Annotated in this window: 17 protein-coding genes and 3 pseudogenes; 10 read left to right on the top strand and 10 right to left on the bottom strand. The window is 66.7% G+C overall.

All coding sequences use genetic code 11. The annotated features are described in order from the left end of the window. From HHX41_RS36185 to HHX41_RS36210, 6 genes are all read left to right on the top strand, one after another. The coding region (locus HHX41_RS36185; protein ID WP_182909558.1) for an IS3 family transposase at positions 1-147 on the top strand (147 nt) is incomplete at its 5' end. A gap of 544 nt (positions 148-691) precedes the next feature. Next, positions 692-1150: a single-stranded DNA-binding protein gene (locus HHX41_RS36190; RefSeq protein WP_182909559.1), complete on the top strand. Its 459-nt coding sequence runs from the start codon at positions 692-694 to the stop codon at positions 1148-1150. A 143-nt stretch (positions 1151-1293) separates the two neighbouring features. Beyond that, positions 1294-2079: a hypothetical protein gene (locus HHX41_RS36195; protein ID WP_182909560.1), complete on the top strand. Its 786-nt coding sequence runs from the start codon at positions 1294-1296 to the stop codon at positions 2077-2079. Between the two features lie 155 nt (positions 2080-2234). After that, positions 2235-3359, top strand: a complete 1125-nt coding sequence (locus HHX41_RS36200; RefSeq protein ID WP_169988446.1) for an FAD-binding oxidoreductase — start codon at positions 2235-2237, stop codon at positions 3357-3359. Between the two features lie 10 nt (positions 3360-3369). Next, on the top strand, positions 3370-4722 hold the full coding sequence (locus HHX41_RS36205; protein WP_169988444.1) for an amidohydrolase family protein: 1353 nt from the start codon (positions 3370-3372) through the stop codon (positions 4720-4722). 36 nt (positions 4723-4758) lie between these two features. Next, positions 4759-5766: a LacI family DNA-binding transcriptional regulator gene (locus HHX41_RS36210; protein WP_182909561.1), complete on the top strand. Its 1008-nt coding sequence runs from the start codon at positions 4759-4761 to the stop codon at positions 5764-5766. Positions 5767-7214: 1448 nt separating this feature from the next. On the opposite strand, the pseudogene HHX41_RS36215 reads toward HHX41_RS36210, so the two are convergent. From HHX41_RS36215 to HHX41_RS36230, 4 genes and pseudogenes are all read right to left on the bottom strand, one after another. Next, a pseudogene (locus HHX41_RS36215) lies at positions 7215-7397 on the bottom strand (dsRBD fold-containing protein); the annotation flags it as partial. Between the two features lie 54 nt (positions 7398-7451). After that, positions 7452-8018 carry an RICIN domain-containing protein gene (locus HHX41_RS36220; protein ID WP_182909562.1) on the bottom strand — a complete coding sequence of 189 codons (567 nt, stop codon included), beginning with the start codon at positions 8016-8018 and terminating at the stop codon, positions 7452-7454. A gap of 223 nt (positions 8019-8241) precedes the next feature. Then, positions 8242-8628: a transposase gene (locus tag HHX41_RS40005; protein WP_220504744.1), complete on the bottom strand. Its 387-nt coding sequence runs from the start codon at positions 8626-8628 to the stop codon at positions 8242-8244. After that, complete coding sequence (locus tag HHX41_RS36230) at positions 8625-8942, bottom strand: hypothetical protein (RefSeq protein ID WP_182909563.1); 318 nt, start codon at positions 8940-8942, stop codon at positions 8625-8627. The genes HHX41_RS40005 and HHX41_RS36230 overlap by 4 nt, the downstream gene beginning before the upstream one ends. Positions 8943-9028: 86 nt before the next feature. On the opposite strand from HHX41_RS36230, the gene HHX41_RS36235 reads away from it, so the two are divergent. Then, a complete protein-coding gene (locus tag HHX41_RS36235; RefSeq protein ID WP_220504745.1) occupies positions 9029-9268 on the top strand; it encodes a hypothetical protein in 240 nt (79 codons plus the stop codon). Positions 9269-9805: 537 nt separating this feature from the next. Here HHX41_RS36235 and HHX41_RS36240 read toward each other — a convergent pair. From HHX41_RS36240 to HHX41_RS36250, 3 genes are all read right to left on the bottom strand, one after another. Then, positions 9806-10309, bottom strand: coding sequence for a hypothetical protein (locus HHX41_RS36240; protein WP_182909565.1), 504 nt, complete (start codon positions 10307-10309; stop codon positions 9806-9808). 141 nt (positions 10310-10450) lie between these two features. Further along, positions 10451-11773 (bottom strand): NucA/NucB deoxyribonuclease domain-containing protein, encoded by a 1323-nt coding sequence (locus HHX41_RS36245; RefSeq protein WP_182909566.1) that lies wholly within the window; start codon positions 11771-11773, stop codon positions 10451-10453. Next, positions 11770-12207: a LamG-like jellyroll fold domain-containing protein gene (locus HHX41_RS36250; protein WP_182909567.1), complete on the bottom strand. Its 438-nt coding sequence runs from the start codon at positions 12205-12207 to the stop codon at positions 11770-11772. Before HHX41_RS36250 ends, HHX41_RS36245 begins: the two co-directional genes overlap by 4 nt. A gap of 453 nt (positions 12208-12660) precedes the next feature. Between HHX41_RS36250 and HHX41_RS36260 the strand changes: the two genes are divergently transcribed. The 3 genes and pseudogenes from HHX41_RS36260 (at position 12661) to HHX41_RS42530 (ending at position 14198) form a co-directional block, all read left to right on the top strand. Further along, a complete protein-coding gene (locus tag HHX41_RS36260; RefSeq protein WP_182909568.1) occupies positions 12661-12978 on the top strand; it encodes a hypothetical protein in 318 nt (105 codons plus the stop codon). 499 nt (positions 12979-13477) lie between these two features. Beyond that, positions 13478-13801, top strand: a pseudogene (locus tag HHX41_RS42525) (integrase); the annotation flags it as partial. Positions 13802-14009: 208 nt separating this feature from the next. Next, complete coding sequence (locus HHX41_RS42530) at positions 14010-14198, top strand: hypothetical protein (RefSeq protein ID WP_396795736.1); 189 nt, start codon at positions 14010-14012, stop codon at positions 14196-14198. A gap of 50 nt (positions 14199-14248) precedes the next feature. Here HHX41_RS42530 and HHX41_RS36270 read toward each other — a convergent pair whose 3' ends face one another. The 3 genes and pseudogenes from HHX41_RS36270 to HHX41_RS41375 form a co-directional block, all read right to left on the bottom strand. Further along, complete coding sequence (locus tag HHX41_RS36270) at positions 14249-15142, bottom strand: DUF2199 domain-containing protein (RefSeq protein WP_182909569.1); 894 nt, start codon at positions 15140-15142, stop codon at positions 14249-14251. Between the two features lie 371 nt (positions 15143-15513). After that, complete coding sequence (locus HHX41_RS36275) at positions 15514-16506, bottom strand: hypothetical protein (protein ID WP_182909570.1); 993 nt, start codon at positions 16504-16506, stop codon at positions 15514-15516. A gap of 562 nt (positions 16507-17068) precedes the next feature. Continuing rightward, positions 17069-17268 (bottom strand): annotated as a pseudogene (locus HHX41_RS41375) (IS3 family transposase); the annotation flags it as partial. Positions 17269-17278: the final 10 nt, after the last annotated feature.

Below are 17278 nucleotides of genomic sequence, written 5' to 3' on the forward strand. Positions count from 1 at the left end.
ACCTGGGAAACCCGCGAAGAGCTCGCCAACGCCATATTCGAATGGATCGAATGCTGGTATAATCCATACCGTCGTCATTCCAGTATCGGAATGCACAGCCCCGTCACGTTCGAGAGCCTCTACCTGCCCTCAGACACCATCGAGTGACCACACCACAGGTGTCCGTGCTACGGGGGGAACCTCAGACGGCGTGGCTGATGTCGTTCAGCGGCAATGCGGCAGAAGCGAAGGACACATGACCCTATTGATGGAGACTCGCTCGATGGTGGCCCCGCCCGTGCGAGATTGACGCTGCGAGACCTGAGCTGTCGATGCCAAGCGATAGCGAGACCGATCCGGGCGGCCAGTCCGGTCCCTGCCGGACCATTCTCCACCTGGGCCTGCGCCTTCCCTCCGTGGCCGCCCCACGGCGTCACCCCTGTTCCGGCGGCTGACTATGCGCCGGCTTAGCCCGTCGCCGCAACCCGGGTTCTCGCCCGCGTGTCACCGCGGCCGCAGTGGGCGAGTGGCGGGATTTCAAGATCTTTTGCTGCGCAAAACATCTTGAAATCCCGCCACCACCCGGGTTGCGGCTCCGGTCACGCCGTCGCGACGTCCGCTCCTCGCCGGAACGGGGACGCCGCCGAAGGCGGCTTCCCCCGGCCGGCAGACACCAGGCCCCATCCGAGGCCGCCGATGAGGGGGAGGACCCGTGCTCGACATCCACATCAGCCTGACCGGCAGGATCGCCTACGACCCGCGCTTTTTCGCCTCCGATCACGAGGCGCCGGCCATGTGGTCGGCGGTGCTGGAGGTCAATGGACCGCCGACCCCGCGGCGCGACGGCTCGTCCTACGTGCCCACGCGTCAGGTGGAGGTCCTCGTCTACGGGGTCGCCGCGATCCGCGCGCACGAGTCCTACCGCAAGGGCCACCTGGTCATGGCGCACGGCTGCGACCTGATGTCCCGCACGTACGAGACCAAGAGCCGCGAGGGCGAGCCGGTCGTACGCGCGGCGGTCAAGGTGATCGCCACCGACCTGGGGCTGGCCACTCGATACAGCCCGGTGCGTGAGGAACAGGCCGCGTGGCCGGTCGCCGCCGCGCCCCGGCGTCTGGCCCAGGGCGCCTCGGCGGCCATGGAAGGGCCGGCCACCCCGCTGGCCGCCTGACCTGATTTGTTGCGGGCGGCCCTGCACCTGGCCGCCCGCACTCCCGTCATGAGTACGGACGCCGTCGCGCCGCAGCGTGCCGAGACGGCATGCCATTGGCTTTCCCCTCTTGTTCCTGTCCGCTTCACCAACAAGGAGCTCGCATGCCTGAAACAGCCGACTGGGAGAACGGTCTGCGCGAGGCCGACAATGATCGCCTGGCCCACATCCCCCTGCACCTGCTCGACCATCACCCCGGGAACGTCCGGGCCGACTACGCGCTGACCGAGGCGTTCTGCAAGTCCCTGGCAGCCGAGCAGCAGGTTGCCGTGCACGTCGTCCCGATTCCCGAGGACCATCCGCGGGGGGAGGGCTATCGGTTCTGGGTGACCAAGGGCAACCGGCGTCTGGCCGCCGCCCGCCGCGAGCAGTTGCCCGACCTGTTGTGCCTGATCGATCTGGCCAAGGCCGGCGACCGCGCCGGCCAGTTCATCGACATGGTGGTCGAGAACGACGACGACTTTCGGCGGGGGCTGACCGCCTTCGAGCAGGCCCAGGCGCTGTTTGCGGCGTATGAGGCCGGGGCCGGCCGTACCCGCATCCGCAAACTCACCGGCCGCACCCGCGAAGAGGTCGCGGGGGCCATCACCGCGGGACGGCTGTCGGCGACGACCCGCCGGGCCGCCCAGGAGATGGACTACGCCTGGACGCTGGAGGACCTGGCGCTGCTGGCCGAGTTCGACGGCGACGAAGAGGCATTGGCGGAGATCCACCAGAGGGTCGGCTGGGGACACAAGGTCCGTTACGCGGTCGAGCATGTACGTACCGAGCAGGCCGAGGCGGCCGAGCGCGCCCGGGTGCGCGCCGAGCTGGAGCAGACCGGGATCCGCGTGACGGACGACATCCCGTCGATTGACACGCGGAACGGCGCATGCTTTGTTTGTAACTAGTTACAGCAACTAGTTACCTTCGAGAGGGCGTAAGCCGTCGAGCCGAGGTCATCAGTTCCCTTTCATTCGCCCCGGCTTAGACGATGAGCGCCGAGATCGGCGACACCCGAAACGACCCGACAAGCCCCACGAAAGACGAGGGAGACCGGATCAGCATGGTCGAGCATGTGGTCGTAATCGGTGCCGGCGTCTACGGTGCGGCGGTGACCGCCGCGCTGACGCGGCGGGGCGCTCGTGTCACGGTCGTTGACGCCGGTGCACCGGCGGCTGGCAGCTCTGGTGCGACGTTCTCGTGGACCAACTCCTGCGGCAAGCAGCCGCGGTCGTACCACGATTTCAGCGTCGCGAGTATGGCGGCCCATCGCAAGCTGGCCACCGACGTGCCTCATGGCGACTGGTACCACGAGGGCGGCAACCTCGAATGGGCCGCCGACGACGCCGGGCGCGAGGCACTGCGCAAGAAGGTTGCGGGCGTCCTCGACTACGGATACGAGGCACGGTGGCTCAGCCGAGCGGAGGCGCTGGGCCTGGAACCGGACATGGACCCCGCCGAGTTGCCGGCAGGCGAGATCGCCTACTTCCCGCGCGAAGGCTGGATCGAGCCGGTGCGCCTGATCGCCCACCTGCTGTCGAGGGCGGTGGCCGGCGGTTCCGAACTGGCGGCGAACGACGCCGTCACCGCACTGGAGGTGACTGCGGGCACGGTGCGCGCCGTGCGGCTCGCCTCCGGCCGGCGGCTCCTCGCGGATGCGGTCGTGAACTGTGCAGGACCCCAGGCCGCCGGGATCGCCGCGCTGGCCGGACTGGTTCTGCCCATGCGCAACACCCGCGGTGTGCTCGTCTGCTCCTCACCGGTCGCGGTATCGGTCTCGCGCGTCATCCATGCCCCGCACGTCCACCTACGCCCGGATGGCGGCGGGCGGCTGCTGCTGCACACCCATGAGATCGACGGCACGGCACACGTGTCCGGCACCGGGGAGATCAGCGTCGACCCGTCGGCCATCGACAAGGTGGTCGAGGCCGGTCGTGCGCTGTACCCGGGAATGCGAGCCTCGACCGTGGAAGCCGTCCGGGTCGGTCAACGGCCCATCCCCGGCGACGGCCTGCCGGTACTCGGCCGGGTCGTCGCGCTGCCCAACTTCCACTTCGCGGTCTCGCACAGCGGCGCGACGCTCAGCGTGCACGCCGGCGACCTGGTCGCCGGCGAGGTGCTCGGTGAGGACCACGACGACGCGCTGGCCGCGTTCCGGTTCGAGCGGCCGGCACTGGCGGCCCGGTAACGGAGGGATCATGCGCACGATCGTCCTGCATGGCTGCGACCTGGTCGACGGCACGGGCACGGATCCACGGCACGGGGTGGACATCGTCGTCGCGGGGGGCACCATTCGCGAGATCGTTCCCGCGCGACCGGCTGACGCCTACGGCACGGTGGACGAGATCGTTGACGCGGCCGGAATGCTGATGATCCCCGGACTGATCAACAACCACACACATGGCACCGCGTACGGACCGCTGTTTCCCAGCGGACACGTGGGCCTGCCACACGAGCAGGTCCTCGCCAACCTCGACCGGCACCTGCTGGAAGGGACGACCACGGTGCTCTGCGTGGACGGGTTCGTCACCGCCGAGGCGCTCGCGCGCACCGGTGAAGTGCACCCGATCAACGTCAAACTCGCCTCGTGCAACACCCCGGCGTGCCTGGCGGCGGCGACCATCGCCGACGGCGGCGGCCTCACCGAGGCGAACCGCATGTTCACCGCGCGGCACGCGGTACGCGCCGGCGCGGTCGCGCTCGGCGAGATCGGGGCGGGACACACCCTCGGTGGGGGCGGGGCGAGTTACATGTACATCCCGGCCGAGATCGAGAGACGTACCGGCGTGAAGATCACACCCCGGCAGGCGAACGGGCTGAAGACCGCGGTGCTGGGCCGGCACATCTCGGAGAAGGCGTTCGATCGGGACCGTGTCGAGGAGGCCCTGGCGAGCGCGGGCCTGACTGGCACGCTCTCGGTCGAGGACACCCGTGAGATCGTCTCCGGCATCGTGCTGCCGGCCTTCGACATCGCCTTGCACGGGCTCGCCGAGGCGGCCGGGCAAGCTCGCGAGGCGGGCGTCCCGGTGCTGGTGCACAACGCGGCGGCATCGATGACCCAGGTCGCCTCCATCGCGGAGACGGACGTGACGCTGATCGCCGGGCACTCCAACCACTCGAGCTTCGAGCTCCGCGAGGCGGTCGAGCACGCCGGACGGCTCAAGGAGATGGGTGCGATCGTGGATGTCTCCACCCTGGACACCTTCGGGGCACAGCGGCTCACAACGGGGCCGGAATTGCTTTATGCGATGTTTTCCGCGGGGGTGGTCGACACGATCTCGACCGACTACGCGGGCGGCCACCACGACCCGATCCTGCTGGCGATCGACCGATCCATCAAGGCGGGTGTGGTGAGTCTGCCGGCGGCGGTCGCGATGGCGACCGCCAACGTCGCGGACGCCATCCCCGGCGTGGCGCCGCGGCGTGGCCGTATCCTGCCGGGAACGATCGCCGACCTCGTGCTGACGGACCCTGCGGAGCTCCACCACGTGGGGATCGTCATGGTCGGTGGCGAGATCGTCGCGAGAGCCGGTCGGCGCGTCGCCGCCTGACCGGCGCCGGAACTGCTGGGGGGGACCGGGAGAATCATGGTGAAACGAGCGACCATCGGCGACGTCGCCGCGGACGCCGGCGTGTCCACGGCCACGGTCTCCCGCGTCCTCAACGGCGGCGCCGTCACCGAGGCGACCGCCACCCGGGTGTGGGAAGCGGTCGCTCGTCTCGAGTACACCCCCAACGCGCTCACCAGGGGCGTCTTCGCCGGACGCTCCAGCACGATCGGAGTCGTCATCCGCGACCTGAGCAGCCCGTTCTACCTGGACCTGATCCGCGGCATCGACGAGGTGGCGGCCGCAAACGACAGCCTCGTCATGCTCGCCAACACCTTCCGTCGCGTCGACCGCGAGGTCGCCCAGGTACGGACCATGGACGAACAGAGGGTGCGTGGCCTGATCGTGACGACCGGCGAAGCGACCGATGGCCGGACACGCCGGATGGCCGAGAACGGCACCCCCTGCGTGATCATCGCGCGCTCCGTGCTGGACGCGCCGCCCGGCATGCACTCGATCAGCTTGGACAACGTCGAGGCCGGGCGGCTGATGGCCGTCCATCTGGCCGGGTGCGGGCGGTCGTCCATAGGCGTCGTGTCCTCGGGACGCCGCACGTCTCAGATCGAGCGCACGGCGGGGCTGAGGCGGGCCCTCGCGGACCTGGGGCTGCCCTTGCCCGAGGACGCGGTGATGGTCGCGGAAACCGAAGACGAGGTGAGCGGTGCCGTCGACACGCTGCTCGTCCGTGGCCGTGATCGCGGCGAGCCATTGGACGCGATCGTCTGCACCACCGGCCGACTCACCGTCGCGGTCCACGCGGCCCTCACCGCTCGCGGCATCGCCATCCCCGGCGACATCGCGTTCGTGACGATGGACGATTTTCCGTGGGCCACCGCGCTCGGGATCACCGTGATCGCCCAGCCCTCCTACCAGATGGGCCTGAAGGCGGGCGAACTCGTCGTCGACCGCCCCAGCGGGCCGGTCGAGTTGGTCTTCGCGCCTACGTTGGTCGCCCGCACCTCGTGCGGCGAGCGCCAGAAGGCCTGATCCCGTACCCCGGCAGCTCGGCGCTCCCGCCAAGCAGTCCAGCCCCGACTGCGCTGCCCACGGTCGTTCCCCACTCGCCTACCAGCGCAATGTGACCAGGCGTACAGCGGTGTGGGGTCGATCAGCGGGACCGAGCGGATCGTCGGGTGCGGCGGGAGGGGTATGTCCGCGGGCAGCAGGCTGAAGTGCTGCGTGTCGGCTGCCAGGTCTGCCAGGAAGTGGTCCAGTCCGAGATTCGTGCCTTCGGCGTGCTGGTGGATGCCGAAGGCCGTGGGGAAGCGGTGCAGGAAGTCCAGCCGGTGGAGCGGGCCGGGGGTCCACAGCACGCCGTCGCGCAACTGTGCCGGACGGATCGCGGGGGCGTCCGCCAGCGGGTGGTCGGCGTGGAGGATCGCGTCCACAGGTTCGAGCCGTACCAGACGAGGGCGGCCACTTCGCCTCGCTGGAACGCCCCGACCTCGTGGCCGACGACATCCGCGCGTTCTTCGCATCCCTGCGCTGACCTCGGCCCGAGATGAGGGTCGTTTCGTCGTACGTCAAGCAGACTGCTGGCGGGACAGTCCCGCCCGGGGACCAGGTGAGGACCACACGTCTTGCGCGCAGTCGAACAATCCGCACGTCACTAGACGCCGTCCGGAGTTACCTAAACGCCGTTGGGCTGCGAAAACGCCTACTCCAACGTCCTGGGGGTCAAGGGGTCGTGGGTTCAAATCCCGCCGTCCCGACACTGTTCTAGCAGGTCGGAGCCGTGATCACGCGAGGGTGATCACGGCTTTTCTGTTTCTCGTTGCTCGTTTGTTGCTCGGACGAGCCGTCAGTTGCCGACACCCCGCTGCCCGTCATTGCCGCAGGCTGTCGCGTGTTCCGGCTCACCGACGTCAGCCCGGGACGCGAATGTTCAACGGGTAGCTCACAACCAGGGGTCATGTTGATCTACGAGGTAAAGGCGTTCGCTTTCGTGCTCACCCAAGCATCCGGGCGTCAGGCGTCAGGAGTCACGATAGGAATCCCGTATGCGCGAGCCTTACGGGCCTTTCCGTCGCCGGTGAAGACGACGAGAGCGCCCGGCGGCAGTTCGAACCGGCTCGTCGGGCGCTGGGAGTTCTGGCCGCATCAGCCCGGGCGTCCTCGACGGCTTCGAGCGGCAGATGGAGCAGGGTGGCGACGAGGTTGAGCTCCTGGCGCTCGGCCTCAGCCACCACGCCGTCGGCCAGGGCGGCCCGGGCCATCGCGGTGAGATAGTGACGGTGCAGCCGGTCCAGGTCGGCTCGGTACAGTCCCAGCGTGGTCGCAAGATCGACAAGAGCGTCAGTCTCCGCAGCGGAAGGTGTACGCCGGAGGCGTGGCCCTTAAGGGAGGTACACAACATGATCACTGGCGGAGTGCAACATGGGCCCGTGATCCAGGCAGGCCGGACCCGCGCTCCCGGACAATGGCGCGGCTGCCGGCTACCACAGACTGTTCCGCTCAGCGGGCGGGGCGACCTGGGCGATGTCCTTGGACGTGATGACCAGGAGCTCGTCCGTCAAGTCGGCAAGCGCGCGGGCCGTGGCGAGTTCGTCGCCGATTTCGGGGACCGAGGGGTCGGCGGGGTTGCGGCGTGCGTGTCCCGCACCGGCCAGGCGCCCGGCCTCGGACGATGCGACGGCGGGCCGCTGCGAGCGGTATTCCGTGCCGTGTCGTTTCTACCCCCCGCTGTACGCTTCCCAGACCATCTCAGGAGTGAAGCGGTTGTCGCTGCAGATCTTGAGTCTGAGGAACTCCGGGCTGCCCACCGTGCTTTTACTCAGGCAGAACGGGTGATCGGGGTAGTAGGCGCGGGAGCGGAAGACGTACTTGTCGACACCCATCGGGACGGCCATCCAAACGGTGTTGCCACTGCACGGCCCGAGAACCACTGCATTACCGCCGTCCGGCGAGGACGCGGCGCCAAATGCGATGCATTGTCCCGTCAGTTTGTTCTCCAGTTTGACCTCGCCTATTTTGCCAGTTCTGGGAAACCTCACCTTCCAGAGCTGCGAATCTTTGGCGAACCCGCTCGCGTTCAACCGAACGAATCCATTGATCTTGCCGTCTGGGGCCCATTGCACGTCCATTGAGCGAAGGGCGAAGGGGGCGGTCTTGTCCTTCGTGGTGCCCCGGAGATGGAACCATCCGGCGGGCATGGCATTGGCGGGTGTCGCCGTGAGAGGAACGAGCCCCGCCGCCAGAATCGTGACGCCGGTCAGAGCGGTGAGTGTTGCGCGGCGCATCGGGTGTCCTTTCACAGTCGTGTAGTGAGGCACCTCTTATGTACGGCAGGGCACTTTCATCCGGACTGACGAACCTTGACGGCGGCTTAAGAGCCGCTTGATCAGATCTTTCGGCGGCGCCGGCCATACCGGCGCTTGCTCACGTCGGGCACCGCGGGCGCCCGTGACGCCCGTACCGCTTCAGAATGGCTGCACAGCCTGTGAGCTGGGGTTTGCTCAGTGATCAACTTGCACGGTGGTACTCGTGCAGGAGGCCTGCGACGGCTTGTCGGCGTTCGATCCGGGTTGCCGGGAAGGGTACGACGTTCGGGTCGTCCAGAGGCGCGAGCTGGTTCCGGCCCTGATGCGGTCGATGCCCGTTGAAGTGGCGGGCGTAGTCGTGGAGGATCTTCTCGGCATGGCCGCGGTCGAAGATCAGTAGGCGGTCGGTGCACTCCTCGCGTACTGAACCGCGTTCGGCTGCTTGATGCCGAGCCGCTGCGCGACCTCGTCCCACGTAGCGCCGGCTTCCCGGGCGGCGGGCGGCGGCGACACCGGCCAGGGCGCGCTCCCGCCGCACCGACTGCAGCCAGTCGTCCCCCGCGCGGGGCGCGGTCACCGGCGCGGTCACCGGGGGCCGCCTTCCGGGGCGGCGGGCAGCCACGCCCGCACCGTCACCTTGACGCCCATGTGCCAGCCGGTGACGGTCAGTTCGCCCCCGGAGTTGCACGGCCCTCCGTCGTGCAGCGGCACCCACTCCGGGTCGGCCTGCAGGAACCCCGCCCAGGCGTGGACGGCGGCGGCGTGCTCGGCGAACCCGGCGTCGTCGCGCGGCGTGCCCGGCACCACCCCGCGCAGGAACGGCACCGCCACCTCCCGGGGCGGGTTGATCCAGACGAGCTCCGGCAAGTCCTCGGCCAGCAGGTCACGAGGCGGCGGCGGCAATCTCGGAGGCGACGGGGGAGGGGCTGTCCTCAACGACGATCTGGAAGCTGCGGACGGGTAGGTCGGACAACCCCCAGCTCAAGACGTTGAAGGCACTCGCGAAGTTTTTCGGCGTGCCGATCGGCTACTTCGGCGACGACGCGGAGGCCGAGGCGACGGCCGACCAGGTAGTGGCGTCCTCTTTAATCGGCGAGTCCGGCCTCAACCGTGAGGCGCTCCGCGCCCTGGTTGAGATGTCCGACGGCGGCCGCCGGCTCGTGGCCGACTTCATCATCAGCGCTGCCCGCCTCGAACGTGGCCAAGGACGCGGCGGCCGCCAAGCCTGAAAGTACGGTTTGCGAGTCCAGCTCATGTTGGACAAGACCACGTCGAACGTACTCCGGTACATCGAGCGTTTGTGTCAGACGGAGCGGTGGCCGTGGACGGGAGCGTACGGCTCGCACCCGCTCCGCCTCTCCCTTCCGGCGTCGACTCCGCCAAACATGTCAGGGAGGTGCCCGCACCTTTCGTGCGCCTGGCCCCGCCGATCGCAATCAACCGAACGACGGCATCGCAGCGCACATCGAACGCCTCAGGGTCCCCGTCAGCGCGCTCATGGCAGTACGGCAGCGTCGTGAGTTGACTTCGGTATAACGGACACCCGTGATCAGGGATTCGCCGCTGGAAAGCCCCGCCGAAACGAAATCCAACGGGGCTTCCGCAACTTGCCACTATGCAAGGACGAAGGGCGTGACACGAGTGCCGAAGTGGCCGATGCGGGCGGGCACCCAGCTGGAGCGCACAGTGGCCGCTGGCCTGGACTGGCCGATTCTTATCAGCCTAATCGCCCCACTTGTATCCGTTCACTAGTTATTACGCCGGCATCATGGAATAACACACAAGAGCCCCTGCGATGAAACCCAGTCCTGGTCGAGGAAACGCCCCGTGATTCTTCCTATGATGATCAGAAGTTGCTCCAGGTCTGATACCGGCATCGTGTTGTCGTTTGATAGGTTTGTCCGATAGGCCTCATACTCGGCCTCGTCAAAGATGCTTCTGTACTCGCCGTCGAGGGTGTAGATCGGCTCATCAAGTTCCTCGATTTCGCCGACATATGAGATTTCAAACGCGCGCTGGCCATGGCGGCTGAGCTCCTCCGCGGACGACGCCTGCCCGCCACTGAGGAGAAGGACATGGGACCAGCCGGGTGCATGTGACGTGATCCAAACCCGCTGCGCAGAGCCTACAGGATCGTATGACCTCATAGCGGTTTGAAAGTCGCAGGTCTCTATCGTCTCCGCCGGGAAGTGCAGACGCCGGGCCACCTCGTGACCGTCCTCAATGCTGACCCATTGGGCGCCGAACCACCTGTCGAGTCCGTGCGCCACCAGTAGACGTTGTTGGTTTTCGGCAGGAAAAAGAGTCATAAGTAATCCGCTTTCCGTTTGCGTGGGAGTCGGAAGGGAGGGTGACAAGAGCGGGCATGATGCCTCTCGTCACCCTCTTTGGAACTTCCTTCTCTTCAGATTTTAGGGCTCAATGAGCACCCAATAAGAGTTGCCTTCGCCAACTCGATATTCTGTGTACCATCTTCCGATTGCATTTCCCTGCAGCCGGTTGTGGACCCTGTTCAGGGCTCGCAAAGAGTAGTTACCCCGAGCGGTGCCAGCCCCTTCCTTGCTTGCGGCGAACGGATATTCGTCACAGCTGTTGGGTCCGCCTATAGGCAGTTTGTCTGCTCTGAACGGAGCCGGATACTTTTCGGGCTGATAGTACTTGCAGTAGTTGATGTAGAATCTGTGCTGGTTCTTTTCCTTCTCCTCCGGGGTATTCCCTGGGATCAGCCAGTGCATCTCCGGAAGCAGTGGATCCAGGCTTCCCACGTCCATATGCATCTCGATCTTGGAGAATTGCTTTCTGTTTACGTCCTGGGCTCCAGGGGCAAGCTTTTTCAGTGGGTCACTCTTGGTCGCCCAGTTTCCGACGGTTATGTTCTTTGCCTGCTCGGTGCCGAGCGTCTTGCGTGTGGGCACTTGCGACGGCGTATCCCAATTCGTCCCTGGTCTGTATGGCGGATAGGTTGGCATGAAGCCGGGAGTGAATGCGTCTTGGATATGCTTGATGACCTCCGCGAATTCCGCGTTTCGGCTGTAGGACATGACGAATACGCGCTTTGCTCTGGTGTTGATGCAGCCGCCGCGGCGATCCTCAATATTCGAATTATTCGCGCCGAAGACCCTATTGTCGCATCGCCAGTTCGGGATATGTCGCATGTGGCCGCTGGGCCGTTCGCTTCCCTTGCGGAATACACCGACCGTTTTGCCGTCCGCAGCTATGACCTTCTGACTCCACAGAGGAAGCTCGAGGTCATAATCCATCCCCAGCAACTCTTCTTGGAAGACGGCATACGGCATGATTCTGCAGAGGAAGACGCTTGACGTGTCGATCGTTGCTCGAACGTTGAAGGTTTCGTACGAGCTGGAGACCCAGCTCGTGATGTCCTTTTTCTTGTCCGGGCCAGATTCGCAGTCGCCATCTTCCCATGCCTGCGCGAAGGTACGCACCCTCGCCGTGATAGGCAGGTCGCGCAGCTCTGCCGCAGGAACGACAACGTGACCATCCTCATCGACGATCGCGAAGTCATCGAACTGAACGAAAACCTTCATATCCGACGGTTTGATGCCGGTTCCGGCGCCGCCGACCACTCCGTTTCCGGTCGAGTCGCCGAGATAGCTGTGGATAACCGTTGTCGCGCGGAAGCGGAGGGCGTACTCCTCATCGAACGCCTCCTCAATTTGCTTGCAAATCCACTTAATCTTATTGGGCAGACTCTTACAGGTAGACTTCTTCATTCGCCCAGTCGCATCGTCCTCCTCGTAATCATTAAACTGGAGGTACGCGGACCAGCATGAATTGTAGGACAGCTCACGAATGCGGGCATCGTACTCCGCATAGCCAGTCTCACCGGGGCTGACCTGACACGTCTGCAGATTGTGCGCTGGTAGTCGAAAGAGCCCGGTACAGCTGCCGCCAGAGCCTTCGCGGCTTCCTTCTGCGCCACCGGCGCAGCCACAGATGCTGGGGCCGTGATCGAGGTGATCATGACGGCGACATCCTCGGCGCTGAGAGGTCGCTGGTAGATCTGGACCTCGTCGAGGTCGCCCTTCACCTTGCTGCCCAGGCTCATGGCGGTGTCCGCGTTCCACGGGGCGAAGCTGACGGGCGCGGTCTTGACGAGGGTTCCGTTGAGGTACAGCGAGGCAGTCTTGGCTGCGGCGTCGTACACGCCGGTCAGGTGGAACCACTCACCGGGCTACACCGCGACCAAGACGCAGTCACGGCCGGCCTCACCCTGCCCTACAGCTCCGGACCCGTGGAAGGGCACGTCAACCGGACCAAAATGCTCAAGCGGCAGATGTACGGCCGCGCCAACCCCGACCTCCTGCGCAAACGCCTCCTGCTGGCCGACTGACCAGGGTCAGATCACGAAAAGTGTGCCTGATCCCGTTTTCGAGCGTCGTTGACAGTCAGGGCGAGCAACTGCATCCAGGCCATGAGTTCGCAAGCCGGCGTGACGCGCAGATGGAGCGCAAGCGTCCCTTTCTCTGGCCACTATGTCTCAGCGTCACCTCGTGTCCTGCTTCGGTCGTACTGAGGGCCGAGGTTAACTTCATGGAAGGCTAGTTCCCGGAAGTAATGCTAATACGATCATGGCGTCCTCCTCCGGAAGGAGCACCTCATGACCGTCACCCCACCGCCGGCGCGCGGGCGCCCCCAGACGATCACTCGCGTCCACGCCAGCGCGCTCCTCGTCGGCACCGACCGCACGGTGCTGGTGCTCGACGGCAACGGGGACCTCGCCGCAGTCACCCCTGACACCGCCCTCGCTGGTGCCGCCGTACGCGTTCTCCTCACCCGCTCCGACCTTCTCGACGCCGGCGTCCGTACCGTCCCGGGCTCGGGCGGGCGCCTCACTCCGGGAAGCGGTCCCCTCGTCGACGAACTCCTCGATCACCTCAACCCCCTCCTCACGATCGCGGGCGACCGGCAGCAGTGACAGGCATGGAAGAGAAAACAGCCACCGCGGGAACCCTTCGACTGTCGTTGCACTGCCTCACTGTGCGGACCGAGCAGCGCGCCCACGCCGCCGCGGCTGAGCGCATCCAGCACCACTCGGGGGCGGCCGCGTGACGGCCCTCCCCGACATCGCCGAGACCACCACCGAGCTGCTACCCGCTACCTCGACCACGTCCGACAGGTCCCCCTACCACGTCTACCTCGACTCCCTCACCAGCGATCAATCCAAGCGGACCATGCGTGGCTGCCTGAACCGCATCGCCCGCCTCACAGCTGGCGTGGATGCCGCGCAGTGGAAACAGCTTCCCCCAACCCCCCGGGAGGACTTCGGCGCCACCCTGCACTGGGGGCAGCTCACCTACGCCCACACCAGTCACATTCGCACCCTGCTGATCGAACAGGGTTGGGCACCCGCCTACATCAACAAGCACCTGGTGGCGCTGCGCCGCGTGCTGAAGGAGGCCTGGCGGCTCGGCCAGATGAGCGCCGAGCAGCGTGACCGCGCCAGCGACCTGCCCCCGGTCAAGGGCACCCGGCTACCCGCCGGGACACACGTCCCCCCCGAATCCCTGGCCGCCGTCCTGGGCGTGTGCGACGCCGCCGCCACCTCCGAACTGGAGGCCCACCGCATCGCCGGTGCCCGGGACGGGGCCATCCTCGCTGCACTGTATTCCACCGGGTGCCGGCGTGCCGAACTCACCGGCCTGGCCCTCGCCGACTACGACCCGGGCACCCGGTCACTACGGGTGCGGGGCAAGGGCGGCAAGGAGCGCCTGGTCTACCTCATCCCCGAGGCCATGGCCCGCCTCGAGCAGTGGATCGCGCTGCGCGGCCGCACCCCCGGCGCCCTGTTCCCGCCGCTGCGCAAGGGCGGCCGCCTGCGCGTCGACGGGCGCGGCCAGCCCGTGCACATGACACCGCGCGCGCTCGGCACCATCCTCGACGCGCGCTACGCCCAGGCTGCGGTCGCCCCGCACCCCGCACGACTTCCGCCGCACCTTCGTCGGCGAACTGCTCGACGCCGGCGTCGACCTGGCCACCACCCAAGCCTTGGTCGGGCACGCATCCCCCGCCACTACCGCCAGGTACGATCGGCGGCCCGAGCGGCGCCGTCAGGAGGCGACCGAGAAGCTCACCTTGCCCAAGGCCCGGCCGCCGCGATCCTCACCTCCGAACGACGTCCCACGGGCCGATGGGTGAGCGCTGCCGTCTGGACGCGGCACCATCCATCTACCTCCACATTGCGGAGCTCACTGCCGATACCTCACGGACCGCCATACGTGCTGCGCCCAGCGCAGGTCGCCCGGTTCCTCGTACAGACAGGCAAGGCGTAGAGCCTGGCCGTCCTGGATGACATAGCCGTACAGCTCGTGCCGGGTACCGCCTTCCTCGGAGGAAGTCAGCCAGAACGCGTGCCTGAGACCGCCAGCGTGTTCTTCCGTCACCTGGTGGCCCGCGTCCACGTGAGGGGCACCGTGCGTGAGCGTCGCGAGCAACTCGGCCGGCGTCCCGTCCTCCGCATGGATTGAGATCTTGGCATGCGCGGTCCGGCCGGGACCCGCGAACTGCCACACACCTTCGACCACGCGCGCCGCCAGACCGGCGGTGCGCTCGATGCTCCACCGCTCATCCAGCGCAGTCTGGACCGGGACAGGCAGGGGATGCTCGAAGCAGCGCAGCACGTGATCGCGGTTCCAGACGGTGTGCAGGACATGGGAGAGGAGTTCATCATCGCTGGAGTCCACGGAGGGAATCTCGTCTACGTCGCGCACCACTGCGGTCACGGGCGCACCCAGAAGGTCCTCGCCCCACGGCCCGATGCCGTTGGCCAGCGTGCCGGTCAACACCAGACCGGCGTACTCGGGCTCGTCCCACAGGGTGCGGGCACGGGCGAAATCGGCGCCGCTGATGCGTATCCAGGTGCCCAGCACCAGCAGCAACTCTCCGGACAGCCGCACCGGCAGGAGACACCTGGCGAACCATTCATCGTCCTCCACGCGGAGCAGTTCGCCGTTCGCCCAATGCCGCGCTGTCTCTGGAACGGTCAGAGCGGCGTCGGGCAGGGTGAACCGCACGTCGATCTGGTCTGTCTCGGTAATATTCTCGCCGCAGCAGGAACAGGTCGTGGGAGCACCCGTAGTCATAGGCGCGGAGCGTATTCCACCCGACCGGGAAGATCCAGAGCGAGCTAGCTGCAGTGCCTTGGCGGGGGCCGGGGTCCGACAGCGTCAAACTCGATCCATTGCAGATCCTGAGCAGAGCCGCGGCTTGACCTGTGGGGTTCATCGACTAGCGATAAGGAAGGTTATCGCTGGTTGATCAATGGTGGTAGGGGCCGCGCGCGGTGCACGCCACGTTCCTTGCAATCAGCCGGACCCCGACGGCCCCTGATGATCAACGTGCGCAGGGTCACGAGGAGGACGAATGGCGTCAGGGGGAGCCCCTCGGATTGCCGAGCCTGGACCGTGTCCAACCTCAAGACCCCGACCCGATCCGCAGGAGGTGCGGATCGGCCCTATCTGCAAGTGCGGCCGGTGACCAGGGACCCGCTCTTCTTCTCATCAGGCTCGACATGGAATCCGAGCACGCGCAGGAGATCGCGGAGCGTATGGTTCATCACGTTCTGCACGTCGTCGAACACCTGATAGCCGTGCACGTGAAGGCGGGCTTGCCGGTCGCGCTGGGCCCAGCGCACGGTGTAGCCGTCTGCCTGCAACGCGTGGCCGATGTACGCACCGCCGAGCGAGCTTTGGCGGTCGCTGTCATACAGCGGCAGACCCGCCGCGAATACTGCACTGGCAATCTCCGCGGCCAGCACCACCTGCGGGCTACGGTCGCCTGCCAGCCACCGGTGGCCGAGGGAACCGGGGATGCGTTCCAACTGCTCGGCCAGGTGCGCCTGCCACGCTCGTTCCTCTGCAGTCTCACGATCGAGGAGAGCAGCGTGCGCTTTTCCTGCCTCGTATGCGTCATCGGTGAGGGTCAGTCCGAGAGAGGCGGCGAGGACGTCGACGATCGCCTTGGTCATCACGTCCTGGACGGCATGGAAGCGCCCGCTGAGCTCAGAGGCTCGGAAGGTGGCACGACGGTGCTGAGACCAGGTGACGGAGATGCTGTCTTGTCCCGGTGCGACACACGCTCTGCCGAGCGGACTGTGACCTTCGCAGTCGTGCAGCGGCAGGCCCACCTCGACCAAGGCGGTGGCGACGGCAACTGCCCCCGCCACCTCAAGGGACCGGTCGCCCGCCAGCCACCTCTTGCCGAGGGAACCGGGGATGCGTTCCAGTTGCTCGGCCAGGTGCGCCTCCCACGCCCGATCCTCGGGACTGAGCCGTTCGTCGAAGGTGCCGTCGGCGCGAGGCGACCCGTACGCGGATCGCAAACGGCTGATCGCTTCATCGTCGTCGACGTACTCGGGCGGCAGGTCGCAACAGTCGGCTTCGCCGCGATCCTCGAACGGACCCGCGACGACCCGCTGGCCGTCAACCACCCACCAGCCCGGCCGCATCACGCCACCCTTTGCGTCGTCGGGACGACGGACCCAATGCGCGGAAAAGACTTCACGGCCCGCGTACGCCCGCTGGTGGGAAGCGCTGCGGAGGTGAGGAGTTCGGCCGGGACGTGGCCGGGCCCCTGCCCGTGATCGCGTAGCTCGACGGAGCTGTCACCGATGCAGGAAACCATGCGCCGGAGCGTCTCTCGGCCCTGAATGCGCTGTGCCGCCTGCCACCGCCGAGGGCGGGCATGAACGCTGTCCCCGCTGTAGGCGGGACGGCCGTGCCGGCGCCGATCCTGCGCTGTAGCACGCACAACTCGATCTGGGTCGGGTCCGTCGTCACGGCTGACAATGCACCTCATTCACGTCACGATTTGTGGCCCCCAGCCTACGGGGCTTGCAGGTCGAGAGGGCCACACTTGCGGCGGTGCCCATCGCGTTCCCTGCACCGCGAGGTTGCACATGGGGCTGCCGCTACGTGGGCGGCTCGAACGCCTCGTCTCAGGGGGCGCCACTGTCAGGTTCGCCGAGGTCGGCCGGTGCTGGATCTCCTCGGCCTGCTGGGTGTCGTTCTCGGCCGCTGGCCTACGTCGATCTCGGCCCGGCGAACCCACGTGCGCACCGTCTCGGCCGCGCCGATACGCCGCTTCGCCGCGACCGCTTTCATCGCAGCGCACTGTATGGGGTCGTTCCGAAACCGATCTCGGCGACCATGCGTACCGCGCGCTCGCGAAGTGCTGCCGGGTGGGGACGGACGCGCCATGACTCGATCATCTCAGGGCTT

It is taken from the genome of Microbispora sp. H13382, from assembly GCF_014161445.1.
In the GTDB taxonomy this organism is placed as follows: Bacteria; Actinomycetota; Actinomycetes; order Streptosporangiales; family Streptosporangiaceae; genus Microbispora.